The sequence below is a fragment of the Microbacterium sp. F51-2R genome (assembly GCF_052180235.1).
Classification (GTDB): domain Bacteria; phylum Actinomycetota; class Actinomycetes; order Actinomycetales; family Microbacteriaceae; genus Microbacterium.
The window spans coordinates 1,890,021-1,914,246 of sequence record NZ_CP197470.1; the positions used below are offsets into that span (position 1 = coordinate 1,890,021).

Sequence of the window (24,226 nt, forward strand, 5' to 3'; positions counted from 1 at the left end):
TAACTCCGGAGTTTCAGCCCGCAACGGCCGATCCCGGGGCGTTTCGGGCCCGACGGGCGTGATTCTTCCGGAGTTATGCCCCGCGCCCTGCCCGGCCTCGCGCCGGCGCCGGCTCCGGCCTATGCCCGGCCCCGTGCGGCGGTGCGGCACCCGGGTGGGTCTGTGTCAAGTCCGGCGGCGGCGGAACGGCCGCGGCTAGCATCCGAGCATGCCTTCGCCGTCCGTGGTGTGGTTCCGAGACGACCTCCGACTCGCCGACAACCCCGCCCTCCGCGCCGCCCTCGACCGCGGTCAACCCGTGATCGGGCTGTACGTGCTCGACGAGGAGTCGCCCGGCATCCGTCCCCTCGGCGGCGCGGCCCGCTGGTGGCTGCACGGGTCGCTCGCCTCGCTGCGCGACCGGCTCGCCGAGCGCGGCGGCGTGCTCATCCTGCGACGCGGTCCGGCCGAGCAGGTGGTGCGCGAGGTGGTGACGGATGCCGCGGCCGGCGCGGTCTTCTGGAACCGCCGCTACGGCGCCGAAGAGCGCGAGATCGATACGTCGCTGAAGTCCTCGCTCGGCGAAGAGGGCCTCGTGGTGCAGTCGTTCGCGGCATCCGTCCTCTTCGAGCCGTGGACCGTGCGCACCGGGGCCGGCACGCACTTCTCGGTCTTCTCGCCCTTCTGGCGGGCGTGCCTCTCGCTTCCGTCGCCGCGCGCACCGCTTCCCGAGCCTCGGGCGGTCGACGGCCCGTCGGCGGCGCCCGACAGCGAGGACCTCGACTCGTGGGGCTTGCTGCCCGAGCATCCCGACTGGGCGGGCGGCCTGCGGGAGCGATGGGAGCCGGGCGAGCCGGCGGCACGGCGGAGGCTGCACGAGTTCCTCACGGAGGATCTCGCCGGCTACGGCACCGCGCGGGACGAGCCGGCCGCCGAGTCGACCTCGCTGCTGTCGCCGCGGCTGCGGTGGGGCGAGGTCAGCCCGTACCAGGTGTGGCACGAGGCGATGAAGGCCGGCGGTGACAGCGGGCGCTTCCTCTCGGAGCTCGGATGGCGCGAGTTCGCATGGCACACGCTCTTCCACGTCCCCGATCTCGCGACCGAGAACCTCCGGCGCGAGTTCGACGCCTTCCCGTGGCCGCGTCTGAGCCGCTCTCACCTCGAGGCGTGGCAGCAGGGCCGCACCGGCGTCGCCCTCGTCGACGCCGGCATGCGTGAGCTCTGGCAGACGGGGTACATGCACAACCGCGTGCGGATGGTCACGGCATCCTTCCTCATCAAGAACCTGCTGATCGACTGGCGCCGCGGCGAAGAGTGGTTCTGGGACACGCTCGTCGACGCCGACGCGGCGAACAACCCGTTCAACTGGCAGTGGGTCGCGGGGTCAGGGGCGGATGCCGCGCCCTATTTCCGCATCTTCAACCCCGAGCTGCAGGCGCGGAAGTTCGACCCGGACGGGCTCTACATCCGCCGATGGGCCCCCGAGTACGCCCGCGACGACCCGCCGGAGCCGATGGTGGATCTGAAGGAGACGCGCAACGCCGCGCTGGCCGCGTACGAGCACGTCAAGCGCGCACCGCGCTGAGCGCCGGGCCGGGGCGCGCACCGCGCGCCCTGCGGCACGGCGCCGCCGACCCGGGCCACAACGCCGAGAACCCGCTCCGCGGGGTCCGGCTCGAAAGCCGGCCCCCGCGAAGCGGGTTCAAGGGTGCCGCGGGATTACTCCGCGACGGGGATGGACTGCGACTTGAGCGTCGAGATCGTCGACTCCTGCGCCGACTTCAGCGCATCCAGGAGCGTGCCGCTGCCGGTCACGGCCTTCTGGAAGCCGTCCGACACGTCGGCGTAGGTCTGCGTCATCGTCGGGCCCCAGACGAAGTCGGGGTTCACCTGCGACGCCGCCTCGGCGAACACGTCGTAGATCTTCTGGCCGCCGTAGAATTCGACGCCCTCCTGCAGCGACGGGAGCTCGAGGCCGGCCGTCGTGGCGGGGTAGATGTTGGCCGACTCGTTGAGAGCCGTGAGCGCCTCATCCGAGGTGTTCAGCCACAGGGCGAACTTCGCCGCCTCGTACAGGTGGTCCGTGCCCTTGAAGACGGCGATCGACGAGCCGCCCCAGTTGCCCGCACTCTTCCCGCCGGCCTCCCACTGCGGCGACGGCGCGACCGACCAGAGGCCCGCCGTGTCAGGAGCACCCGACGAGATGGAGTTGGCGCCCCACACGGCGGAGTTCCACGACCAGACCTCGCCCGAGTTGTAGGCGTTGTTCCACTCCTCGGTCCAGGCCGGGTAGGTCGAGACGAGGTCCTCGTCGAGGAGCTCCTGCCAGTACTCGGCGACCTTGGTCGACTCGTCGCCGGTCAGGTCGACCGTCCACTCCTTGCCGTCGTTGGAGAACCAGTGGCCGTTGGCCTGCCACACGAAGCCGGCGAACTGGTTGATGTCGGCGGTCGAGAAGTTGGTGATGTAGCCGCCCTTGGCGCGGATGGCCTTGGCGGCCTCCTTGTACTCGTCCCAGGTCGTCGGAACGGCGATGCCGTTCTGCTCGAACAGGTCGGAGCGGTAGAACAGCGCCATGGGGCCCGAGTCCTGCGGGATGCCGTAGACGCCGTCGCTGCCGAGGGTCACCTGCCCCCACGTCCACGGGATGAACTCCTTCTCGGCCGCGACGACGTCCTCGCAGGCCGACAGGTCTTCGAGGCCGTCCTGCACGCGGAAGCTCGCGAGCGCGTCGTACTCGATCTGGCCGAGGTCGGGGGCGTTGCCCGCCGCGAGCTGGCTGAAGAAGCTCTTGTACGTGCCGCCGTTGCCGTTGGGGCCGGTCTGCACGTTGACCTGGATGTCGGGGTTCTCCTCGTTCCACATCGCGACGACGTCTTCGATGCCGGGGATCCACGACGTGAAGTCGAGCGTCACCTTGCCGTCGGACGGGGCGCAGGACGCCGCGTCGGCGGTGCTGCCGCCGTCGCCGCCCGATCCGCCCGAGCATCCGGCCAGCGCGAGCGCGCTGAGCAGTGCGACGCCGGTGACGACTGCCCTCTTTTTGTGCTGCATTTCGATTCCTTACTCGATGGGGTGTGGTGCGGGATTTACAGGGAGGATGCCGCGGGCGAGGCCGCGCAGCGGGGGGTCATTTCACCGATCCGCTGCCCAGTCCGTTGCGCCAGAAGCGCTGGAGCAGGAGGAATGCGGCGATGAGCGGCACGATCGACAGGAACGAGCCGACGAGGACGTAGGTGCGCAGCTCGGGGATCTGGTTGAGCTGCGTGTTCCACGTGTAGAGGCCGAACGTCACGGGGAACAGCTCTTCGCTGCGCAGCATGATCAGCGGCAGGAAGAAGTTGTTCCAGATCGCGACGAACTGGAAGAGGAAGACCGTGATGAGCGCGGGCATCATGAGGCGCATCGAGATCGTGAAGAACGTGCGCACCTCGCTCGCACCGTCGATGCGGCCCGCTTCGATGAGCTCGTCGGGGACGGATGCCGAGGCATAGATCCGGCTGAGGTAGACGCCGAAGGGGCTCACGATGCTCGGGAGCAGCACCGCCCAGAACGTGTTCGTCAGGTTCACCTGGCTGAACAGGAGGAAGAGCGGGAGCGCGAGCGCCGTGGCGGGCACGAGCACGCCGCCGAGCACGATGTTGAAGTACGTCTCTCGTCCGCGGAACCGGTACTTCGCGAGGGCGTAGCCGCACATGCCCGCGAAGATCGTGGCGAGGAGGGCCCCGAGCCCCGCGTACGCGATGCTGTTGCCGATCCAGCGGACGTAGATCCCGCCGCCGTAGTTCAGCAGATCGCCGATGTTCGCGAAGAAGTTGCCGTCCGCGAACCACAGAGGGTTCGTCGTGAGCAGGTCGCCGCGATCCTTCGTGGAGGCGATGAACAGCCACCAGATCGGCACGAGGAAGTAGAGCGTGAAGACGCCCATGACCAGCAGCGCCGCTCCGCGCGAGAGGAGGCTCTCACGAGGACCACGCGACGGTGCGAGATCGGGGGTGGCGCCCGCGGTGCGGGTGAGGAGGCTCATTGCTCGGCCTTCCGCTGGGTGATCTTGAGGAACGTGAACGACAGGACGAAGGTCGCCACCGCCAGGACGACCGAGAACGCGGCCGCGAGGTTGGGATTGGGGATGGCGCTCGTGGCGTAGATCGTCATGTTCGGCGTGTACGTCGACGACACCGCCGCGCTGAACGAGCGGAAGACCTGCGGCTCGGCGAGAAGCTGGAGCGTGCCGATGATCGAGAAGACCGCGGTGAGCACGAGCGCCGGTGCGACCATGGGGATCTTGATCGACCACGCGATGCGCACCTGCCCGGCGCCGTCGAGCCTGGCCGCCTCGTACACCTCGGACGGGATCGCGAGCAGCGCCGAGTAGATGATCAGCATGTTGTAGCCGACGTAGACCCACGTCACGACGTTGGCGATCGACCAGAGCACGAGCTGCGGCGAGAGGAAGTCGACGACCTGCGTCACATCGGTGAACGGCGACAGGTTCGGCGAGTAGAGGAAGCCCCACATGATCGCGGCGATGACACCGGGAACGGCATAGGGGGCGAAGAATGCGAGACGGAAGAACTTCTTGCCCTTGAGCGCAGGCGAGTCCAGGAGCAGGGCGAACAGCAGCGCGAGTCCGAGCATGACCGGCACCTGCACGACGCCGAACAGCAGCACGCGCCAGACCGACTCCCAGAACGGCGCGTTCTGGAACACCAGCGCGTATTGCGCCAGCCCGCCGAAGACCTCCGTCGGCTTGCCGTACAGGCCCTCGCGCTGAACGACGAGGAGCGACTGCCAGACGGCGAAGCCGATCGGGATGAGGTAGAAGAGCAGGAAGAGGACGCTGAACGGACCCGTGAAGATCGCGATCGCGCCCTTGTGGGGCGTGGGACGCCGGCGCCCGGGGGGCTTCGCTGCCCCTCGTCGGTCCTGCGTCACGAGGACTTCTGTGGCGGTCATGCTGCCGCCTCCTCTCTGATGATGCGCACGGCGCCGCCCGGGACTTCGGCGGTGCCGCACACCGGTGCTCCGGTGACCAGTTCGGTGCCGTCCGCGTCGATGTGCAGAGGCGCCGAACCGTGGTTGACGACGAAGAGGTACGAGGCATCCGTCCCCCTCCGGCGCACGATCTCGAAAGCGTCGTCGGCGCCGCGGACGTTCGCCGCGGGACGCACGCCCGCCTCGTCGGCAAGACGCACGACGAGCGCGCGGTAGTCGGGGGCCGCCAGCAGCGTCGCGAGATACCAGGCGGAGCCGGCTCCCCACGCGTTGCGGGTGATGGCGGGGTGTCCGGCGGAGGGTCCGTCGGTGAAGGATGCCTCGGCCACCGCCGTCGTCACGTGCGACCGCTCCGACCAGAGGCGGCCGGTCGCACCCGACGTGAGCGGCAGCGCCGTCTCGGGGCCGACGGGGGCGAACTCCTCGATGTGGATGCCGAGCGCCTCGCGGAAAGGACCGGCGTAGCCGCCCGTCCAGACCCGGTCGTCCTCGTCGACGGTGCCGCTGTAGAAGGTCACGAGAGCCGTGCCGCCTGCGGCGATCCAGTCGGTGATGAGCACCGCATCGCGCTCGCGGACGAGGTGCAGACCGGGGACGACGACGAGCTTGTACGCCGACAGATCTGCGCCGGGTGCCACGATGTCGACGGTGATGCCCAGGCTGTGGAAGGCGCCGTACGCCGCGTGCACCTGGTCGAGGTAGCCGAGCGCCTTGCTCGGACGCGAGTCGTCCTGGGTGGCCCACCACGACTCCCAGGAGAAGATGAGAGCGGCCTCGGCGACGACGCGCGAGCCGGCGATCTCGCCGATCCGATCGACGATGCCACCGAGCTCGACCACTTCGCGCCACACGTTCGAGTCTGTGCCCGCGTGGGGAAGCATGGCCGAGTGGAACCTCTCGCTCCCCTGCACCGAGGCGCGCCACTGGAAGAAGCACACGCCGTCCGCGCCGCGCGCGACGTGCGTGAGCGAGTTGCGCAGGATCTCGCCGGGCGCCTTCGCCTTGTTGAGGGGCTGCCAGTTGACCGCGCCGGTCGAGTGCTCCATCAGGATCCACGGCGCGCCGCCCCCGAGGCCGCGGGAGAGATCGGCGGCGAAGGCGAGCTCGGCGCGGGGGTCCTCGAGCCGGTGGTCGAGGTAGTGGTCGTTGGCGACGATGTCCATGTCGGCGGCCCACGACCAGTAGTCGAGGTTCTCGATGTGCGCCGTCACCATGAAGTTCGTCGTGATCGGGGCAGCGCTGCCGCGGCGGATGACCTCGGCTTCGGCGCGGTAGGACGACAGGAGCTCGTCCGAGCTGAACCGGTGGAAGTCGAGCATCTGACCCGGGTTGCGGCTGGAGAGGGTGGCGCGCGGCGTGCCGATCTCGCACCAGTCGCCGTATGTCTGGCTCCAGAAGGCCGTGCCCCACGCGCGGTTGAGAGCGTCGATCGTCACGTACCGGTCCTGCAGCCACCGGCGGAACGCCGCGGCGCTCGCATCGCAGTGGCAGAGGGCGTTGTGGCAGCCGAGCTCGTTCGAGACGTGCCATAGCGCGACCGCCGGGTGGTCGCCGTAGCGGGCGACGACGGCCGAGACGAGCCGGAGCGCCGCCTCGCGGTACACCGGCGAGCTTGGGCAGAACGCCTGCCGACCGCCCGGGTAGCGGCGCGTGCCGTCTTCGGCCATGGGCAGCATCTCGGGGTGGGCCCGGCTCAGCCACGCGGGGGGGGACGCCGTGCCGGTGCCCAGGTTGACGCGGATGCCGGCAGCGTGCAGACGGCCGATGATGTCATCGAGCGCCGCGAAGTCGTACTGGCCTGGACGGGGCTCGATGTGCGACCAGCCGAAGATGTTGACCGCGACGAGATCGACGCCCGCCTCCGACATCAGAGCGATGTCTTCGTCCCACACGTCGGGCGTCCACTGCTCCGGGTTGTAGTCGCAACCGAAGGCGATGCCGTCGTGCTCGAAGGGGCGAGCGGAGGGGTTCAAGATGCTCCTAAGTTCTGTGAACGTGCACAGCTCAGAGCGAGAATCTCGGCACTGAGGCTCTGTGAACGTGAACAGAGTGACACACCGGGGCGCTCGTGTCAAACATCGGGTGCCCGATGTGCTCGTGCACATACGATGAGCCCGTGGAGATGACGGGGCGTCGCAGACGGGCGACCGTGAAGGACGTGGCGATCGAGGCGGGGGTGTCGCGCGGCACGGTGAGCCGCGTGCTCAACGGGCAGCCCTACGTGTCGGACGAGGCTCGCGAGGCCATCGAGGCCGCGATCGCGAAGATCGGGTTCGTGCCCAACCGCGCGGCGCGGAGCCTCGTGATGCAGAGCTCGCGCGCGATCGGGCTCATCGTGCACGAGCCGCACTCGCTCTTCGTCGAAGACCCCAACATCGGGTCGATCCTCCTTGGCGCGAACGCCGCTCTCTCCGACGCCGACTATCAACTCTCGTGCCTCATCGCCGACAGCCCACGCGACATCGACAGGCTCGCCCGCTACCTCAGCGGCGGGCTCATCGACGGCGTCATCATCGTCTCGGCCCGCGTCGGCGACCCCATCACCCGCGCCGTCGCCGACCTGGGCCTGCCCGCCGCGTTCGTCGGCCACCCCCGCGACATCGGCGATGCCGCCTACGTCGCGATCGACAACCGCGGGGCCGCCCGCGAGATCACGAGCCGCCTCGTCGCGACCGGCAGGAAGCGCATCGGGATGATCGCGGCCGCCCTCGACCGCGACTCGGGATCGGACCGCCTCGCGGGCTTCGTCGACGCGCTCGGCAATCGCTTCGATCCGCAGCTCGTGCAGCGGGTGCCGTTCTACTCGTACTCCGACGGGCAGGCCGGCATGCGGGCCCTGCTCGAGCGCTCCCCCGACATCGACGGCATCTTCGCCTCGAGCGACGCCGTCGCGGCCGGCGCGATCGACGCATTGCAGGCGGCGGGCCGCAAGGTGCCCGATGATGTCGGCGTCGTGGGCTTCGACGACAGCTCGTGGGCGCTGCGCTGCGACCCGCCCCTGTCGACCGTGCACCAGCCTGCCGACGCTCTCGGCCGCGAGGCCGCCGCGCTCGTGCTGCAGCAGCTCCGCGGCGAGAAATTCCAGACGGGCGGCCACGTGCTCGACTGCCCCGTCGTCTGGCGGCAGTCGGCCTGATCGGCGGCGGCCGGAAGACCCCTCGGCCACCCGGAACCGACACGCCGAGCATTGACACCTCGGCGAGGCCCTGTAAGTCTGTGTACGTTCACAGGGCCGCTTGCCCGAGATTGTGAACGTGCACAGAACGTCTCGCGGCAACGACCGCCGCGAGCGCGCCGACCTCACGAAGAAGTAGGAGCACGTGGAAACGAACACACCCAGACACCGGCTCGCGGCCGTCGCCGCGGGAGCAGTCGCGCTGGTCGCGGCATCCGCTCTCATCGCCACACCCGCCGTCGCCGTCCAGCCGGCCGCGAGCACCTCACCGGCCGCGACCGCGCAGGCGACGGCGGGAACGGCGAGCACCGTGTCGATCGATCTCGAAGGCACGTGGAAGTTCACCAAGGGCGACGACCCGGCCTACGCCGCGCCGTCGTTCGACGACTCGGCATGGTCCGACATCCAGGTGCCCGGCGACGGCACGCCGTTCGCCAGCTACGACGGCTTCGGCTGGTACCGCCTGGACTTCACCCTCCCGGCCGACGCCGAGGGCGCGAACCTCGTCGCCTCGCTCGGGTTCCTCGACGACGTCGACGAGGCCTTCCTCAACGGCGTGAAGATCGGCGCCTCGGGCACGATGCCGCCGAACGCGAGCAGCCAGTGGTTCGAGAAGCGGCTCTACCCGGTGCCTGCCGGGGCTCCCGTCTTCGGCGGCGAGAACACCCTCGCGGTGCGCCTGTACGACATGAACGGCGGCGGCGGCTGGTACCAGGGCCCCGTCGGGATCTACTCCAAAGACGCCGTGCGCGCCAACGTCTACGGCATCGACGGGCCGCTCGCCTCGGCTGCCGACGCCGCGGCGGTGAAGAGCGTTCTCGCGACGCAGAAGGCCGCTCTCGCCGCGGGCGACGTGGACGCCTACCTCGCGACGCTCGACGAGTCGTACTTCCACAACGGCCGATCGAAGGAGCGCCGGGCCCGCGAGCTGAACGAGTGGATGGCCGAATCGGGATCCCTCACGCTCTCGGACGGCGAGGTCGAGGTCGTGCAGGGCGATGACGGATCGCTCATCGTCGATACGAACCGCTCGATCGTCGGCACGCGCGACGGCAAGCCGTACGTCTACCAGCCGGCGGCACAGGAGTTCCTGTACTTCTCGGCAGCGACGATGCTCGAGACGGGCAACCGCTCGCGCTTCTTCCGCGAGACCGTGGACTCGAAGCTCGAGGGACAGCCGCGCGAGTTCGTGACCTACCTCCCGCCGTCGTACCTGTCGGAGCCGAACCGGAAGTACCCCGTCGTCTACCTCCTGCACGGCGTCAACGGCGGCAGCCGTGAGTGGGAGCCGCGCAACATCGACGACGTGCTCGACGGGCTGTGGGCGCAGGGCCTGGCCGAATCGATCGTCATCATGCCCGACGGCGAATCGCTCTGGTACGCCGACCAGCCGAACGGCACGCCGTGGCGCAGCATGTTCCTGAACGAGATGATGCCCCTCGTCGACGCCGAGTACCGCACGCTCCCCGAGCGGGAATTCCGCGGCCTCACCGGCATCTCGATGGGCGGCTTCGGCTCGTGGTCGATCGGACTGTCGCACCCCGAGCTCTTCTCGTCGATCGCCTCGCACATCGGCGCGCTCAGCTTCGCGAACGCGGGCCTGCCGACCCCGCTCGTGCAGGCGGCAGCGATGACGCCTGAGCAGCTCGGCAAGTTCGACTACTTCTTCGACGCGTGCGAGTTCGACGAGTACCGGTTCGACGACGCAGCGCGCTCGATGGATCGGATCCTCACGTCGAAGGGCGTCGATCACACCTGGGCCGTCTACCCGACGGGCCGCCACAACGACGACTGCTGGATGCCGCACCTGATCGACTCGTTCGGCATGCACTCCGAGCACTTCCGCGCGGAGGGCCTGCAGGAGGACTGGGTCGCCCCGGTCGTGACGCCCACGATCGACCAGCGTCAGCAGGTCGTGCTGACGGCGACCGACGCCGCGTCCAAGGTCGCGGGGATCGAGTACTCGATCACCAAGAACGGACGCACGACCACCGCGTGGACGGCCTACACGGGACCGATCCGGACGGATGCCGCGTCCACGGTGTCGTTCCGTGCGACCGACTCCGTCGGCAATGTGAGCGAGGTGTCGACCACGACGCTCGCGAAGCTGCGCGGATAGGCGACTCCCGCTCAGGCATCGGGCCGGGACGGCGCTTCGCCGTCCCGGCCCTTCGCCGTTCGCGGGCCTTCTCCGGCATGGTCAGGAGGGGAATAGGACGGATGCCGCGGCCCGTTGTCTCTCGTGATGTCCACTGCACCTGTTCCCGCCCTGTCCGTCCTCGACCTCGTGCCGGTCCGCGCCGGGCAGACGAGCGCACAGGCGGTCGCGGCATCCCTCGCCCTCGCCCAGCGCGCGGACGACCTCGGCTACCGGCGCTACTGGTTCGCCGAGCACCACAACATGCCCGCCGTCGCCTCGACGACGCCGCCCGTGCTCATCGCGGCCGCGTCGGCGCGGACCTCGCGCATCCGGGTGGGATCGGGCGGGGTCATGCTGCCGAACCACTCGCCCCTCGTCGTCGCCGAGCAGTTCGCGGCGCTCGAGGCGCTCGCCCCGGGGCGCATCGACCTCGGCATCGGCCGCGCGCCGGGCAGCGACCCTGTCATCACGCAGCTGCTGCGGATGTCGGGCACCACGAGCGACGTCGAGCGCTTTCCCGACCACGTGCGCGACATCATCTCGCTCGTCGGCGCCGAGGGCGCGACCCTGCAGTTCACGTCGGGCGGGACGTACGACGTGCACGCGACGCCCGCGGCGACCGGGGCCCCCGAGGTGTGGCTCCTCGGCTCGAGCGACTACTCGGCGCAGCTCGCGGCGTCGCTGGGCCTCCCCTACGTCTTCGCGAACCACTTCTCGGGCGAGGGGCTCGAGCGCGCGCTCGCGCTGTACCGCACGCAGTTCCAGCCGAGCGAGGCCCATCCGGTGCCGGTGACCTTCCTCACCGCGAACGCCATCGCGGCGCCGACCGCCGAAGAGGCCGAGGAACGCGCCCTGCCGCAGCTGCGGATGATGGCGCGGCTCCGCCAGAACAAGCCGCTCATCCCGCTCGAGACCGTCGAGCAGGCGCAGGCCGCGGCATCCGACTTCGATGCACTCGGCGAGCAGATCATGGCCGGATCCCGCGCGAAGTGGTTCGTCGGCACAGGTGAGTCCGTGCGGGCCGAGCTCGCGGAGTTCGCCGCCCGCTACGAGGTCGACGAGGTGATGATCTCGCCGATCGCGGGTGCGTACGACGGCGAGGCGATGGATGCCGCGGCCGGCCGCACGCAGACGCTGGAGCTCCTCGCGGGCTGACCCGGGCGTCAGGCTCCTGGCTCTCCGCTCAGCAGGCCGCGCAGCCAGTCGCGGGCCTCGATGAAGATGTCGTCGGAGTAGCGCTCGGGATAGCGCACGATGGCGCGGTCGGCGCGCGGGTAGGACCCGAGGAAGATGACTTTGGGGCTGAAGCGGCGAAGCCCGAGGAGCGCGTCGGCCATCCGCTCGTCTTGGATGTGGCCGTCGGCGTCGATGACGAAGCGGTACCGCCCGAGCGAGTCGCCGATCGGGCGCGATGCCAGAAGCGACAGGTTGATCCCGCGGGTCGCGAACTGCTCGAGCATCTCGAGGAGGGCCCCGGGGTGGTCGTCGGGGAGCTCGACGATGAGCGACGTCTTGTCGGCGCCGGTCGGCGGAGGCGGCGTGACCGGGCGGGAGACGAGCACGAAGCGCGTGACGGCGTTGAGGTTGTCGCCGATCCTCTCGGCGAGCAGCTCGAGATCGTGGTGCTCGAGGATTCCGGGCGGGGCGATCGCCGCGTCGGCGTCGCTCGTGCCGTCGAGGAGGCCCATCGCGCTCGCGACATTGCTCGACGCGGGCACATGCGCGTGCGCGGGGAGCACGCGCGTCAACCACTGCAGGCACTGCGCGTAGGCGACCGGATGTGCGGCGACGAGCGAAACGTCTTCGAGCTTCGTGCCGCGCCGCGCGACCAGCACGAAGTCGACCGGCACGAGGTACTCCCCCACGATGCGCAGGCCCGGCATCGTCGCGAGCGCATCCTGCGCGGTCGAGACGCCGCCGTCGACCGAGTTCTCGATCGCGATCATCGCCGCGTCGGAGCGGCCCTCGACGACGTCCGAGAGCGCCTCGCCGACGTTGCGGACGGGCCACCAGGCCTGGCCCCGGGCCTCGGGGACCTGCGCCAGCGCGGCCTCGGTGAACGTTCCGGCCGGACCGAGGAAGCTGTAGGTGCGGCGGCGTTCTGCCGCGGATTCGGGCCCGGGCTCGTTGGTCACCGTCACAGCCTAGCCATGGGCCCGAGGGCAGGACCGCCGGATGACGGGACCTTCGCCGCTGGCGCCGGTAGGCCCCGTGCGGAGGCTGGCACTTCCTCAGGCACGAGCGCCACCGGCTCGCGGCGATGCCCTTCTGGATCTGCGCTCAAGCCGTTGCGACGGCCCTCGCCGGTGACAGACTGGAGGCATGAGCCGCGCAGGACAGCCCGCCGAAGCATCCGACCTCATCGACATCGACGAACTGATCGCCGCGTATTACGACCGAAAGCCCGACCCTGCCATCCCGGAACAGCGGGTCGCCTTCGGCACGAGCGGTCACCGCGGATCGTCGCTGAGCACGAGCTTCAACGAAGACCACATCCTCGCCACGACGCAGGCGATCGTCGATTACCGCACGGCGCAGGGAATCGGCGGACCGCTGTTCCTCGGTCGCGACACGCACGGCCTCTCGCTTCCCGCGGAGCGGAGCGCCATCGAGGTGCTCATCGCGAACGGCGTGGATGTGCGGGTCGACTCGCGCGACTCGTGGGTTCCCACTCCCGCCCTCAGCCACGCGATCCTGGCGTACAACCGGGGGCGCGCGGCGGACGATCCGGGACGCAGCGACGGCATCGTCGTCACCCCTTCGCACAACCCGCCGCGCGACGGCGGTTTCAAGTACAACCCGCCCAACGGCGGACCCGCCGACACCGACGCGACCGGCTGGATCGCCGACCGCGCCAACGCGCTCATCGCGGGCGGACTGAGCGAGGTCAAGCGCACGCGCTTCGCCGACATCGACGCCGACAGTCTCGGCGACTACGACTTCCGCGACGCCTATGTGCGCGACCTCGCGAACATCATCGACATCGACGCGATCCGCGATGCGGGAGTGCGCATCGGCGCCGATCCGCTCGGTGGGGCCTCGGTGGAGTACTGGGCGCTCATCGCCGAGGTGTACGGCCTCGATCTCACCGTCGTGAACCCCGACGTCGACCCGACCTGGAAGTTCATGACGCTCGACTGGGACGAGAAGATCCGCATGGATCCGTCCTCGCCGTCGGCGATGGCCTCGCTCGTCGCGAAGCGCCAGGACTACGACATCCTGACGGGCAACGACGCCGACGCCGACCGCCACGGCATCGTCACGCCCGACGCGGGCCTGATGAACCCCAACCACTACCTCGCCGTCGCGATCGACTACCTGTATTCGCACCGGCCGGAGTGGCCGACGGATGCCGCGGTCGGCAAGACCCTCGTGTCGTCGATGATCATCGACCGCGTCGCGCAGTCGCTCGGCCGCGCGCTCCTGGAGGTGCCGGTCGGGTTCAAGTGGTTCGTGCCGGGGCTCCTCGACGGTTCCGTCGCGTTCGGCGGCGAGGAATCGGCCGGAGCGTCGTTCCTCCGCAAGGACGGCACGGTCTGGACGACAGACAAGGACGGGATCCTCCTGTGCCTCCTCGCCTCGGAGATCCTCGCCGTGACGGGCAAGACCCCGTCGCAGCGCTACGCGGAGCTCGAGGCCGAGTTCGGGGCCTCCGCGTATCAGCGGGTCGACGCTCCCGCGACGCCGGCGCAGAAGGCCGCGCTCGCCAAGCTCGCCCCCGAGGCTGTGACCGCGACGGAGCTCGCGGGCGAGCCGATCACCGCGAAGCTCTCGCAAGCGCCGGGCAACGGCGCTGCGATCGGCGGGCTCAAGGTGCAGACCGAGCACGCGTGGTTCGCCGCGCGCCCGTCCGGCACGGAAGACGTCTACAAGCTCTACGCCGAGTCGCTGAAGGGCCCCGAGCATCTCGCAGAGGTGCAGGAGGAAGCACGCGCGGTCGTGTCGGAGGCCCTCGGGGGCGCGTAGCCCCTCACTGCTGCCCGGCCCCGTCAGGGGCGCGGGCTGGGGTTGGCGCGGGCCAGCGTCGCCCCCGCCTCGTGCAGCCAGCGCGCGGGTTCGGCGAGCGCGGCGGCGGGCGAGCCGGCCAGCTCGGTGAGCGACACGGTCGCGGCGAAGGCCGAGGTCGAGGCATCCGGATCGATCCGCCCCGCGGCGAGCGCGACGACAGCCCCCGCCTCGGCCGCGAGCCCCGCGACGTAGGCGGGAGCCTTGCCCGCAGCGGACTGCCCGTCGTACGAGCCTTCCCCCGTGACGACGACGGATGCCTCGGCGATCGCCGCCGGCAACCCGACGAGTGCGGCGACCTCGGCGGCTCCGGGAACGAGTCGTGCGCCCCACGCGAGGAGGGCGAAGCCGGTGCCGCCCGCCGCGCCGGCGCCCGGGGTCGCCGGGTCGGCGGGGGTGGCAGGGGTCGGCGGGGTGGCCGGGATGACCGGGGTGGCCGGGGGCGGCGGGATGGCGGGGGTGGGCGGTGTGGGCGGGGTGACCGGGGTCTTCGGGGCTGGCGCGGTCGCGAGGAGGCCGGCCAGTTGGCGCAGGCCGTCGTCGACACGGGGCACATCCTCGGGAGGGAGGCCCTTCTGGGGTCCGAACACGGGGGCGGCGCCCGTCGGCCCGAAGAGCGGATTCGTCACGTCCGACAGCACGAGCACACCGCCGTCGGGGAGCACCCGCAGCCCCGAGAGATCGGCCTGCACGATGGTCTGCAGCCCGCGTGCACCCAGCGCGATGGGGCGGGCCGCGGCATCCGTCAATCGCGCGCCCAGTGCCGTCAGCATGCCGGCGCCGCCGTCGGTCGATGCGCTCGAGCCGATTCCGAGCACGAGCCGCGAGACGCCGTGGTCGAGTGCCGCGCCGATGGCCTGGCCGAAGCCTGTCGTGCCGGCGTCCCACGGCAGGCGGCGGTCGCCGAGCAGTTCGATCCCGGATGTCGAGGCGAGCTCGACGACGGCCGTGCCACGTGGGGCGTCCGGCGTGGCGGGGAGCAGGAGCCACGAGGCGCGCGTCGGCTCGCCGTCGGGGCCCGTCACGACGACGGGCATGCGCTCGGCACCGGGGACGGCGGCGGCGAACGCGTCGAGGGTGCCCTCCCCGCCGTCGGCGATGGGGCGGAGGATCGCGCGGTCGCCGGGACGCACCGAAGCCCACCCCGAGGCGAGGGCGGATGCCGCGGCCGCCGCGCCGATCGACCCCTTGAAGCTGTCGGGGGCGAAGAGCACCGACACGCCTGGCCGGCCCGCCGTGCGGGGAGTCGCCTTGTGCGTCACGGGAACGATGCTACGGACCGGCGCGGGGTCGGTGCCGTGGTCCGGCCGGGGCCGCGAGGCCCGGCGTGGTGCCGCGCTCGACCGGCCAGCCGCCGCGGCCGGTGGGTGGCGCGTGTGGCCGACCGGCCGCGGCTGCTCCTGATTCGGCCAAGCCTCGGTGCCGGACGCGCCGGGTTCACAGCTCCGGAGAAACAGGCCGGGTTGCCCGCGACACGCCGGAAAACCGGCTCGCCCCTCCCGAATCTCCGGAGTTATGCGCAGGCGGCGACGTCGGGCCGGCCGGGCCGCCCTTCAGAAGGGCCGGCTGGCGGGCCGCGGCGTGCCGAGGCATCCGTCCGCCACATCCGGACGCACGCCTCCCCGGTCTGGGCCGAAGCGGGTGACGCGGCAGAATGGGGGGATGTCTTGGCTTGTGACCGGCGGCGCCGGCTATATCGGCGCGCACGTCGTGCGTGCCCTCGCAGCGGCTGACCTCGCCCCCGTCGTCATCGACGACCTCTCCAGCGGCCATGCCGGCTTCGTCCCGGAGGGCGTGCCCTTCGTGGAGGGCACGATCCTCGACCGCGACCTGCTCGAGCACACGCTTCGCGACCACGGGGTCGAGGGCGTGATCCACGTCGCCGGCTACAAGTACGCCGGCGTCTCGGTGCAGCGCCCTCTCCACACGTACGCGCAGAACGTCGAGGGAACGCGCGTCGTGCTCGAGGCGATGAATGGGGCGGATGTCGCGAACATCGTGTTCTCGTCATCCGCCGCCGTCTACGGCACGCCCGACGTGCCCCTCGTGACGGAGGACCTCCCCAAGCGTCCCGCCTCACCGTACGGCGAGTCGAAGCTCATCGGCGAGTGGCTCCTGCGCGATCAGGGGATCGCGACGGCCGAGGCGCGGCATCCGCTCCGCCACACGTCGCTGCGCTACTTCAACGTCGTCGGATCGGGCGACCCCGAGGTCTACGACACGAGCCCGCACAACCTCTTCCCGCTCGTCTTCGAGGCGCTCATCGAGGGCCGGACGCCCCGCATCAACGGCGACGACTACGACACCGAAGACGGTACGAACGTCCGCGATTACGTGCACGTCGCCGACATCGCCGCGGCGCACGTCGTCGCCGCGCAGCGCCTCGCGGCTGGACAGTCGATCGAGCCGGCCTACAACCTCGGATCGCAGAACGGCCTCTCGGTGCGCCAGATCATGGACGCCATGGCGCGCGTGACGGGCATCGACTTCACGCCCGAGATCGGCCCGCGGCGCCCCGGCGATCCCGACCGCATCGTGGCGACCGGCGAGCTGGCCGCCCGCGACCTCGACTGGGCGAACCGCTACTCCGTCGACGAGATGGTGCGCTCGGGCTGGGAAGCGCGCCGCAGCGCGGGCTGAACCCGTCGCGGCCGCGGTTCTCGCTGCCTGGGCCTGCGGGGCGCGCGACGAGATCGTACGTACTCGCCGAAAACACACGTTGCCCGCGACGACGACGTGTGGTCTCGGCGAGAACGTACGAAACCGACGACGGATGCCGCAGACCGGCGTCCGTCCGAAGCGCCGGCGGCGCGGGGCTCAGGGCGCCGGCGGCGCGGTGCTCGATCTCACGACGAGCGCGGCGGGAACGACCTCGTAGGGCGCCGCTGACGCGGCACCATCCTCGATGCGGGCGACGAGGAGCGCCATGGCGCGCTCGCCGAGCCGGTCGAAGTCCTGCCGCACGGTCGTGAGCGGCGGCCGGTAGTCGGCGGCGTCGGCCACGTCGTCGAATCCGACGACGCTCACGGCGGGCGCCGCCCGGCCGGCGTCGGCGACGGCTCGCAGCGCGCCGAGGGCCATCTGGTCGTTCGCGACGAAGAGCGCCGAGGCCTCGCCGGCGAGCAGAGCTCCGGCGGCGTGCCCCGACGCCGCGCTCCAGTCCCCGCGAACGGGGACGGATGCCTCGGCCCCCGCGGCGGCGAGCGCTTCACGCCAGCCCCGCTCACGCTCGGCGGCCGCGAACGATCCCGCCGGCCCGGCGATGTGGTGGACGGTCCGATGCCCGAGCGAGAGCAGGTGCTCCGTCGCGGCGCGGGCACCGCCGGCGTGGTCGGTCACGACGACGCCGAAGCGGTCGTCGGGGGGCGAATCCACGACGACGAGTGCGATGTCGACAGGGGTCGAGGCATCCCGAACCAGATCCGTCGCCTCATTGAGGACGATCGCGCCGTCGACGCCCTGATCGCGCAGGCGCTCGAAAGCGGCGTCGACGTCGGCGGAAGCGGGGGCGATAGAGTCACCGCCGAGCGTGACGACGACGAGCGAGTAGCCACGGGCGGCCGCGGCATCCGCCACCGCCTGCAGCATGCGGGAGTTGCCCACCGTCGCGAGCGTCGAAGCGACGAGCCCGACGGTCTGGGTGCGCCCGGTGCGCAGCGCGCGCGCCGCGCGATGCGGGCGATAGCCGAGCCTCGTCATCGCCGCCTCGACCGCGGCGCGCGTCGCGGGGTCGACGCGCGGGCTGCCGTTGACGACCCGCGAGACGGTCTGGCCCGAGACGCCCGCCGCTGCGGCGACATCGGCCATCGATACGCGTCGGCTCATACGGTCCCCTTCGTGTGTGTTGACGATAACACAGGCCGGTGTTACCGTGTTGACGTGAACATGCCCACACCGCAGACGCTCGGCGCCGGAGTCGTGAAGCGCTCGACGCGCCTCGCCGACGGCCGGGAGCTCATCTACTTCGACGATCCCGCCACGACGCTCGGCGACGAGCGCGGCATCGACTCGCGCACACTCGACCCTCGCCCCGAGACCGCCACGATGCGCCTCGACGTCCTGACGGGCGACTGGATCTCGGTCGCCGCGGCGCGGCAGAACCGTGCCTTCCTGCCTCCGGCCGAGCTCGACCCGCTCGCTCCGCAGACGCCGACGAACCCCAGCGAGATCCCGTCGCGCTACGACGTCGCCGTCTTCGAGAACCGGTCGCCGTCGTTCGGGCCCGCCCTCGCCGAGGCTTTCGACGGGGCCCCTGCCGCCGCCGACCCGCCCCGTGGGCTGGACGACCTCGAGGCCCTCGGTCTCGGCCGCACGCGCACGAGCGTCGGTCGCACCGAGGTGGTGTGCTTCAGCCCCGAGCACTCCGGCTCGTTCGGCACGCAGACCGTCACGCGCGCCCGCACCGTCATCGAGGCGTGGGCCGACCGCACGGCCGCACTCTCGGCGCTCCCGGGCATCGAGCAGGTGTTCCCGTTCGAGAACCGCGGCGAGGCGATCGGCGTCACCCTCCCCCACCCCCACGGCCAGATCTACGCCTACCCCTACATCACGCCGCGCACGACGCGGCTGCTCGACGCGATCGACCGCACCTCCCCCGACCTTTTCGCGCGCATCCTCGATTTCGAGCGCAGCTCGGAACGCGTCATCCTCGCCGGCGAGCACTGGACCGCCTTCGTGCCGTTCGCCGCCCGCTGGCCCCTCGAGGTGCACCTCCTGCCGCATCGCCACGTCGCGGATCTGGCGGCGACGACGGATGCCGAGCGCAACGAACTCGCACCGCTCTACTTGCGGCTCCTCCGTGGCATCGACGCGCTCTACGACACACCCACGCCCTACATCGCGGCGTGGCACCAGGCGCCCGTCCACGTCGGACGCGACACCGTGCGCCTGCACCTCGAGCTGACCAGCCCCCGCCGGGCCGCCGACAAGCTGAAGTTCCTCGCCGGATCCGAGGCCGCCATGGGCGCCTGGATCGGCGACGTCCCGCCCGAGACCGCGGCCGCGCGCCTGCGCGAGGCCGCTGAAGGAGTGACCCTGTGAGCACGACCCCCGAAGGCGGCACGACCGCCAAGGCCGCCGCCGAGCCCGAAGCCGTCGCCGGCGCCGAGCCCGAAGCCGGCACGACCGCCGGCGCCGAAGCCCGCGCCCTCTTCACCGAGATGACCGGCGCTGATCCGGCCGGCGTGTGGTCGTCGCCCGGCCGCGCGAACCTCATCGGCGAGCACACCGACTACAACGACGGCTTCGTGCTGCCGTTCGCGATCGACCGGCGCACCTTCGTCGCCCTCGACACGCGGGAGGACGGGCGCATCCGGGTCGCGTCGACGTTCGACGGCGCCGTCGCCGAGGTCGCGCTCGACGAGCTCGACGACCTCTTCCCGGACCGCCGCGGCGACGTGCCGGAGTGGGCGACCTACCCGCTCGGGGTCGCCTGGGCGCTCCTTCGCACGACCGGTGTCGCCGCCGACGCGGTGACCGGCGTCGACCTCGCGATCGCCTCGGAGGTGCCGGTGGGCGCCGGGCTGTCATCGTCGGCCGCCATCGAGGGCTCGGTGGCGTCGGCGCTCAACGAGACGTGGGGACTCGGCCTCGACCGCGTCGCCCTCGCCCAGGCCGGGCGCCTCGCCGAGAACGAGGCCGTCGGAGCGCCGACCGGGATCATGGACCAGATGGCCTCGATGCTCGGCCAGCCCGACGCCGCCATCTTCCTCGACTGCCGCAGCCTCGACACCGATGTGGTCGACCTCGGCTTCGCCGAGGCGGGGCTCGCGCTCGTCGTGATCGACACGCAGGTCGAGCACTCGCACGCGACCGGCGGCTATCGCGAGCGCCGGGCCGCGTGCGAGCTCGGCGCGCGCACGATGGGCGTGCCGGCCCTGCGCGACCTCACGGTCGACGATCTCCCGCGCGCCGCAACGCTGCTCGACGACGTCACCTTCCGCCGCGTGCGCCACGTCGTGACCGAGGACCAGCGCGTGCTCGACACGGTCCGCGTGCTACGCGAGGAGGGTCCGCGCGCCATCGGCGACCTCCTCGTCGCGTCCCACGCCTCCATGCGCGACGACTTCGAGATCTCGGTGCCCGAGCTCGACACGGCCGTCGAGGCGGCGCTTCGCGCCGGCGCGATCGGCGCGCGCATGACCGGCGGCGGCTTCGGCGGTGCCGCGATCGCGCTCGTGCCGCATGCCGATGTGCAGGCGGTGACGGATGCCGCGGCCGCCGCGTTCGAGGCATCCGGCTTCCGCGCGCCCCACGTCTTCACGGTCACCCCTTCCGCCGGCGCCCGCCGCGACGCCTGACCCCGCCGGCCCGGCCCCCGCCCCGGGGCCCCGACCCCGCCCCGAGCCCCGGCCCGGCCCCGACCTCGGCCCGGTCCCGGGCCAGGCCCCGGTCGCGCGAAACCGTGAGCCTCCACCTGACGACCGAGACCGTGGGGCGCACCCACGGTCTCGGCGCGCAGATGGAGGCTCACAGTCAGAACCCGGCACGGGCACGACAGGCGGACCGACGAGGGACCGGACCGACGAGGGACCCGGCCGGGCGTCAGGACACGGCACGGGCGCCACGGGCACGACGGGCGGGCCGACGAGGGACCCGGCCGGGCGCATGGGCTGGCACGGGAAGGGCGGGTCCACGAACGGCGCGGCGGGGTGGAAGGGCTGGCACGGGAAGGGCGGGTCCACGAACGGCGCGGCGGGGTGGAAGGGCTGGCACGGGAAGGGCGGCGGGCTTAGCGTCGAAGGTGGAGCCGAGGCATCCGTCCCCGGCCCGAGAGGAGCGAGCGTGGCATACATCACCGTCGGGACCGAGAACTCGGTCGCAGTCAAGCTGTATTACACCGACCAGGGCTCCGGCCAGCCGGTCGTGCTCATCCACGGATTCCCGCTCAACGGCGAATCCTGGCGCAAGCAGACGGCCGCGCTGCTGGACGAAGGCCACCGCGTCATCGCGTACGACCGCCGCGGCTTCGGCCAGTCGACAAAGACGGGCGGGGGCTACGACTACGACACCTTCGCCTCCGACCTCAACGCCCTCATGATCGAGCTCGACCTGCAGGATGCGATCCTCGTCGGCTTCTCGATGGGCACGGGCGAGGTCGCGCGCTACATCGCGACCTACGGCAGCGATCGCGTGGCGAAGGCCGCGTTCCTCGGCTCGCTCGAGCCGTACCTCCTCATCACCGACGACAACCCCGACGGCGCGGGCCCGCAGGACTTCTTCGACGGCATCGCGGCATCCGTCGCCGACGACCGCTGGGCCTTCCTCACCGGGTTCTACAAGGACTTCTACAACCTCGACGAGAACCTCGGCTCGCGCATCTCGCAGGAGGCCGTCGACGCCAGCGTGCAGGTGGCCAACCAGATGGGCAACAGCGCGATCGCCTTGTCGCCCCTCGCGTGGCCGACCGACTTCCGCGCCGACATCCCCAAGATCGACGTGCCCGCCCTCATCGTCCACGGCACCGCCGACAACATCCTGCCGATCGACGCGACCGCGCGCCGCTTCACCGCGCTCCTTCCCGAAGCGACCTACGTCGAGATCGAGGGCGCCCCGCACGGCATGCTGCTTACGCACGCCGACGAGGTGAACGAGGCCCTTCTGGCCTTCGTCCGGAGCTGACCCCCCGGCACCCCTCACGACAAGACGACGGATGCCTCGCCACAGCACGTGCCGAGGCATCCGTCGTCTTCGCACGAAGCGCTACCGCCGCGGCGCGGCGCGGGTGTATCCCGAGAGCAAGCAAAACCATGCGGCATTCGGTTTTGAGAAATCAAGCGATGTTCGGTTTACTCGTCTCATGGCACGACGAGGTTCCTATGCGAAGGGCGTCGCGAAGCGGGAGGAGATCCTCGAGCGCGGCCTCGAGGTGATCGCCCGAGAGGGGTACCGCGGCGCGTCGGTCAAGGAGCTGGCGGATGCCGTGGGCCTGAGCCAAGCGGGCCTGCTGCACTACTTCGACAGCAAGGAGGATCTCTTCACCGAGATCCTGCGCAAGCGCGACGAGGTCGATTCGCGGCAGTTCGGCGACGGCTCGGCTCCGGACCACCTCCGTGACGGCTTCATCGGGATCATCCGCCACAACACCGAGGTTCCCGGGCTCGTGCAGCTCTTCTCCCGGATGGCGGTCGACGCGGCCGATCCGGAGCATCCTGCACACAAGTACTTCCTCGAACGCGGCGCGTCGCTGCGCGCCAACTTCGTCGATACGCTGCGGGAGCAGCAGGCACGCGGCGAGCTGACCGACCGGATGGACGCGGAGACGCTGGCGCGGGTGCTGCAGGCCGTCGCCGACGGGCTGCAGCTCCAGTGGATGCAGGATCCGTCGATCGACATGGCGGCCACCGTGTCGGCACTCTTCGACGCCCTCGACCCTCGCCCGAAGACAGGAGAGCAGCCGTGACAGACCCCCACGCCGCGCACGTCGAGGACGTGACGGATGACGACCCCGTCGTCGAGATCGGCCCCGGACGGGTCCGCGGATCGTGGCGCGGTGCGGCGGGCGAAGCCGGGGCATCCGCCGCGTTCCTCGGCATCCCCTTCGCTCAAGCACCCGTCGGCGATCTGCGCTTCGCGGCCCCGGTCGCCCCCGAGCCCTGGGAAGGGGTGCGCGACGCCCGCGAGTACGGGGCCACGGCGCAGCGCGGCGACCTCGGGCCCACGCTCATCCCCGAGCCCTCCGTGCCGGGCGACGCGACGCTCAACGTCAACGTCTACACGCCGCGCCCCGGCGACCGCGCGGCCGGGCTGCCCGTCCTCGTCTACATCCACGGCGGCGGGTATGTCGCCGGCTCGCCGGCGAGCCCCTGGTACGACGGCCGCGCCTTCAATCGCGACGGCGTCGTGACCGTCACGATCTCGTACCGCCTCGGCTTCGACGGCTTCGGCCACATCGTGGGCGCGCCGAGCAACCGCGGCGTGCGCGACTGGCTGGCCGCGCTCGAATGGGTGCAGACCGCCATCGCGGCCTTCGGCGGCGACCCGGGCAGCGTCACGATCGCCGGCCAGTCGGCGGGCGGCGGTGCTGTGCTCACCCTCGTCGGCATGCCGGCGGCTCAGCACCTCTTCCATGCCGCGTGGGCGCTCTCCCCCGCGCTGGGGGATGTCGCGGCCGAGCGCGCCCGCACCCTGTCGGCCAAGCTCGCCAACCTGGCCGGCGTCGCGCCGACACGCGACGGCTTCGCGTCGGTGGGCGAGGATCGGCTGCACTCGTTGCAGGAGGAGGCCTCGAACCCCGATTCTCGAGACCGGATGGCGGGGGTTCAGGCGATCCTCGACGAGGGGCTCCCCTGGGGACCCATGATCGACGGCGATCTGCTCACGCAGCCGACCGTCGCCTCGATCCGGTCGGGTGTCGGCGCCGGCAAGCCCCTCGTGCTCGGGACGACCGACGACGAGTTCACGATGGCGACCGACTCCGCGCGCAAGACGCTGCGGTTCATCCCGGTCGGGCTCGCGCTGGCCAAGCTGCGCGTCCCGCGGGGCACGCGTCGCGCCTACCTCGCGGCCAACGGCCCGCAGCGGCGCAAGGGGACGGCGGCGATGATCGGCCGTTTCGTCACCGACCGCGTCTTCCGGTCCGGCGTCGTGCGCACGGCCGAGGCGCGCACGGAGGCGGCCGGGTCCGCGCCCACCTGGGTCTACCGCTTCGCGTGGCCCTCGCCCACGCGGACGTGGGCGCTGCACTGCCTCGACGTGCCGTTCTGGTTCGACTGCCTCGACGCCGACGGCGTGGCCGCCCTCGCGGGCGACGACCCGCCGCGTTCGCTCGCCGCCGAGCTGCACGGGTCCGCTGCGGCGTTCGTGCGCGAGTCCGACCCGGGGTGGGCTCCGTGGCGCGACGGCCAGACGCGGGTCTTCGGCGGCGATCCCTCGGCCCCCGAGGTGCTGGCCGACGGCTACGCGAGCGTGCGCCCGCTGGTCTGACGCGGCCG

The 24,226-nt window shown here is 71.3% G+C and carries 18 protein-coding genes; 11 read left to right on the forward strand and 7 right to left on the reverse strand.

Features of this window, described 5'->3' with window-relative positions:
* Positions 1–208 precede the first annotated feature (208 nt).
* Entirely contained in the window at positions 209–1,564 is a 1,356-nt protein-coding gene (locus tag ACSBPH_RS08480; RefSeq protein WP_442577151.1) for a cryptochrome/photolyase family protein, read from the forward strand.
* Positions 1,565–1,698: 134 nt separating this feature from the next.
* On the opposite strand, the gene ACSBPH_RS08485 is transcribed toward ACSBPH_RS08480, so the two are convergent.
* The 4 genes from ACSBPH_RS08485 to ACSBPH_RS08500 form a co-directional block, all read right to left on the reverse strand.
* Positions 1,699–3,033: an ABC transporter substrate-binding protein gene (locus tag ACSBPH_RS08485; RefSeq protein WP_442577152.1), complete on the reverse strand. Its 1,335-nt coding sequence runs from the start codon at positions 3,031–3,033 to the stop codon at positions 1,699–1,701.
* A 76-nt stretch (positions 3,034–3,109) separates the two neighbouring features.
* Positions 3,110–4,006 carry a carbohydrate ABC transporter permease gene (locus tag ACSBPH_RS08490; protein WP_442577153.1) on the reverse strand — a complete coding sequence of 299 codons (897 nt, stop codon included), beginning with the start codon at positions 4,004–4,006 and terminating at the stop codon, positions 3,110–3,112.
* Complete coding sequence (locus ACSBPH_RS08495) at positions 4,003–4,935, reverse strand: carbohydrate ABC transporter permease (protein ID WP_442577154.1); 933 nt, start codon at positions 4,933–4,935, stop codon at positions 4,003–4,005. The genes ACSBPH_RS08490 and ACSBPH_RS08495 overlap by 4 nt, the downstream gene beginning before the upstream one ends.
* On the reverse strand, positions 4,932–6,947 hold the full coding sequence (locus tag ACSBPH_RS08500; RefSeq protein WP_442577155.1) for a beta-galactosidase: 2,016 nt from the start codon (positions 6,945–6,947) through the stop codon (positions 4,932–4,934). Before ACSBPH_RS08500 ends, ACSBPH_RS08495 begins: the two co-directional genes overlap by 4 nt.
* Before the next feature lie 149 nt (positions 6,948–7,096).
* Between ACSBPH_RS08500 and ACSBPH_RS08505 the strand changes: the two genes are divergently transcribed.
* The 3 genes from ACSBPH_RS08505 (at position 7,097) to ACSBPH_RS08515 (ending at position 11,444) form a co-directional block, all read left to right on the forward strand.
* Positions 7,097–8,110 (forward strand): LacI family DNA-binding transcriptional regulator, encoded by a 1,014-nt coding sequence (locus tag ACSBPH_RS08505; protein ID WP_442577267.1) that lies wholly within the window; start codon positions 7,097–7,099, stop codon positions 8,108–8,110.
* A gap of 184 nt (positions 8,111–8,294) precedes the next feature.
* On the forward strand, positions 8,295–10,268 hold the full coding sequence (locus tag ACSBPH_RS08510; RefSeq protein ID WP_442577156.1) for an alpha/beta hydrolase-fold protein: 1,974 nt from the start codon (positions 8,295–8,297) through the stop codon (positions 10,266–10,268).
* A gap of 126 nt (positions 10,269–10,394) precedes the next feature.
* Entirely contained in the window at positions 10,395–11,444 is a 1,050-nt protein-coding gene (locus ACSBPH_RS08515; RefSeq protein ID WP_442577157.1) for an LLM class flavin-dependent oxidoreductase, read from the forward strand.
* Between the two features lie 8 nt (positions 11,445–11,452).
* Here ACSBPH_RS08515 and pheA read toward each other — a convergent pair whose 3' ends face one another.
* Entirely contained in the window at positions 11,453–12,424 is a 972-nt protein-coding gene (gene pheA, locus ACSBPH_RS08520) for a prephenate dehydratase (RefSeq protein WP_442577158.1), read from the reverse strand.
* A 187-nt stretch (positions 12,425–12,611) separates the two neighbouring features.
* Here pheA and pgm point away from each other — a divergent pair, with 187 nt between their 5' ends.
* Positions 12,612–14,255 carry a phosphoglucomutase (alpha-D-glucose-1,6-bisphosphate-dependent) gene (gene pgm / locus ACSBPH_RS08525; RefSeq protein ID WP_442577159.1) on the forward strand — a complete coding sequence of 548 codons (1,644 nt, stop codon included), beginning with the start codon at positions 12,612–12,614 and terminating at the stop codon, positions 14,253–14,255.
* A 23-nt stretch (positions 14,256–14,278) separates the two neighbouring features.
* Here pgm and ACSBPH_RS08530 read toward each other — a convergent pair whose 3' ends face one another.
* On the reverse strand, positions 14,279–15,556 hold the full coding sequence (locus tag ACSBPH_RS08530) for a glycerate kinase (RefSeq protein WP_442577160.1): 1,278 nt from the start codon (positions 15,554–15,556) through the stop codon (positions 14,279–14,281).
* Between the two features lie 400 nt (positions 15,557–15,956).
* On the opposite strand from ACSBPH_RS08530, the gene galE reads away from it, so the two are divergent.
* Entirely contained in the window at positions 15,957–16,934 is a 978-nt protein-coding gene (gene galE, locus ACSBPH_RS08535) for a UDP-glucose 4-epimerase GalE (RefSeq protein WP_442577161.1), read from the forward strand.
* Between the two features lie 177 nt (positions 16,935–17,111).
* Here the strand turns inward: galE and ACSBPH_RS08540 are convergent, their stop codons facing one another.
* Positions 17,112–18,119 carry a LacI family DNA-binding transcriptional regulator gene (locus tag ACSBPH_RS08540; RefSeq protein WP_442577162.1) on the reverse strand — a complete coding sequence of 336 codons (1,008 nt, stop codon included), beginning with the start codon at positions 18,117–18,119 and terminating at the stop codon, positions 17,112–17,114.
* Between the two features lie 60 nt (positions 18,120–18,179).
* Between ACSBPH_RS08540 and galT the strand changes: the two genes are divergently transcribed.
* The 5 genes from galT to ACSBPH_RS08565 all read left to right on the forward strand — a co-directional run bounded on the left by galT (position 18,180) and on the right by ACSBPH_RS08565 (position 24,218).
* Positions 18,180–19,334, forward strand: a complete 1,155-nt coding sequence (gene galT, locus ACSBPH_RS08545) for a galactose-1-phosphate uridylyltransferase (RefSeq protein WP_442577268.1) — start codon at positions 18,180–18,182, stop codon at positions 19,332–19,334.
* A 119-nt stretch (positions 19,335–19,453) separates the two neighbouring features.
* The gene (gene galK / locus ACSBPH_RS08550) at positions 19,454–20,593 is read left to right on the forward strand and encodes a galactokinase (RefSeq protein ID WP_442577269.1); all 1,140 of its coding nucleotides are present in this window, start codon (positions 19,454–19,456) and stop codon (positions 20,591–20,593) included.
* Positions 20,594–21,077: 484 nt separating this feature from the next.
* On the forward strand, positions 21,078–21,914 hold the full coding sequence (locus tag ACSBPH_RS08555; protein ID WP_442577163.1) for an alpha/beta fold hydrolase: 837 nt from the start codon (positions 21,078–21,080) through the stop codon (positions 21,912–21,914).
* A 178-nt stretch (positions 21,915–22,092) separates the two neighbouring features.
* On the forward strand, positions 22,093–22,695 hold the full coding sequence (locus ACSBPH_RS08560; RefSeq protein ID WP_442577164.1) for a TetR/AcrR family transcriptional regulator: 603 nt from the start codon (positions 22,093–22,095) through the stop codon (positions 22,693–22,695).
* Complete coding sequence (locus ACSBPH_RS08565) at positions 22,692–24,218, forward strand: carboxylesterase/lipase family protein (RefSeq protein WP_442577165.1); 1,527 nt, start codon at positions 22,692–22,694, stop codon at positions 24,216–24,218. The genes ACSBPH_RS08560 and ACSBPH_RS08565 overlap by 4 nt, the downstream gene beginning before the upstream one ends.
* The last annotated feature ends 8 nt before the right edge of the window (positions 24,219–24,226 follow it).

Coding starts and splice junctions, on each gene's coding strand:
- ACSBPH_RS08480 (WP_442577151.1), top strand. CDS start 209: ATGCCTTCGCCGTCCGTGGTGTGGTTCCGAGACGACCTCCGACTCGCC.
- ACSBPH_RS08485 (WP_442577152.1), bottom strand. CDS start 3,033: ATGCAGCACAAAAAGAGGGCAGTCGTCACCGGCGTCGCACTGCTCAGC.
- ACSBPH_RS08490 (WP_442577153.1), bottom strand. CDS start 4,006: ATGAGCCTCCTCACCCGCACCGCGGGCGCCACCCCCGATCTCGCACCG.
- ACSBPH_RS08495 (WP_442577154.1), bottom strand. CDS start 4,935: ATGACCGCCACAGAAGTCCTCGTGACGCAGGACCGACGAGGGGCAGCG.
- ACSBPH_RS08505 (WP_442577267.1), top strand. CDS start 7,097: ATGACGGGGCGTCGCAGACGGGCGACCGTGAAGGACGTGGCGATCGAG.
- ACSBPH_RS08515 (WP_442577157.1), top strand. CDS start 10,395: ATGTCCACTGCACCTGTTCCCGCCCTGTCCGTCCTCGACCTCGTGCCG.
- pgm (WP_442577159.1), top strand. CDS start 12,612: ATGAGCCGCGCAGGACAGCCCGCCGAAGCATCCGACCTCATCGACATC.
- galE (WP_442577161.1), top strand. CDS start 15,957: ATGTCTTGGCTTGTGACCGGCGGCGCCGGCTATATCGGCGCGCACGTC.
- ACSBPH_RS08540 (WP_442577162.1), bottom strand. CDS start 18,119: ATGAGCCGACGCGTATCGATGGCCGATGTCGCCGCAGCGGCGGGCGTC.
- galT (WP_442577268.1), top strand. CDS start 18,180: ATGCCCACACCGCAGACGCTCGGCGCCGGAGTCGTGAAGCGCTCGACG.
- galK (WP_442577269.1), top strand. CDS start 19,454: ATGACCGGCGCTGATCCGGCCGGCGTGTGGTCGTCGCCCGGCCGCGCG.
- ACSBPH_RS08560 (WP_442577164.1), top strand. CDS start 22,093: ATGGCACGACGAGGTTCCTATGCGAAGGGCGTCGCGAAGCGGGAGGAG.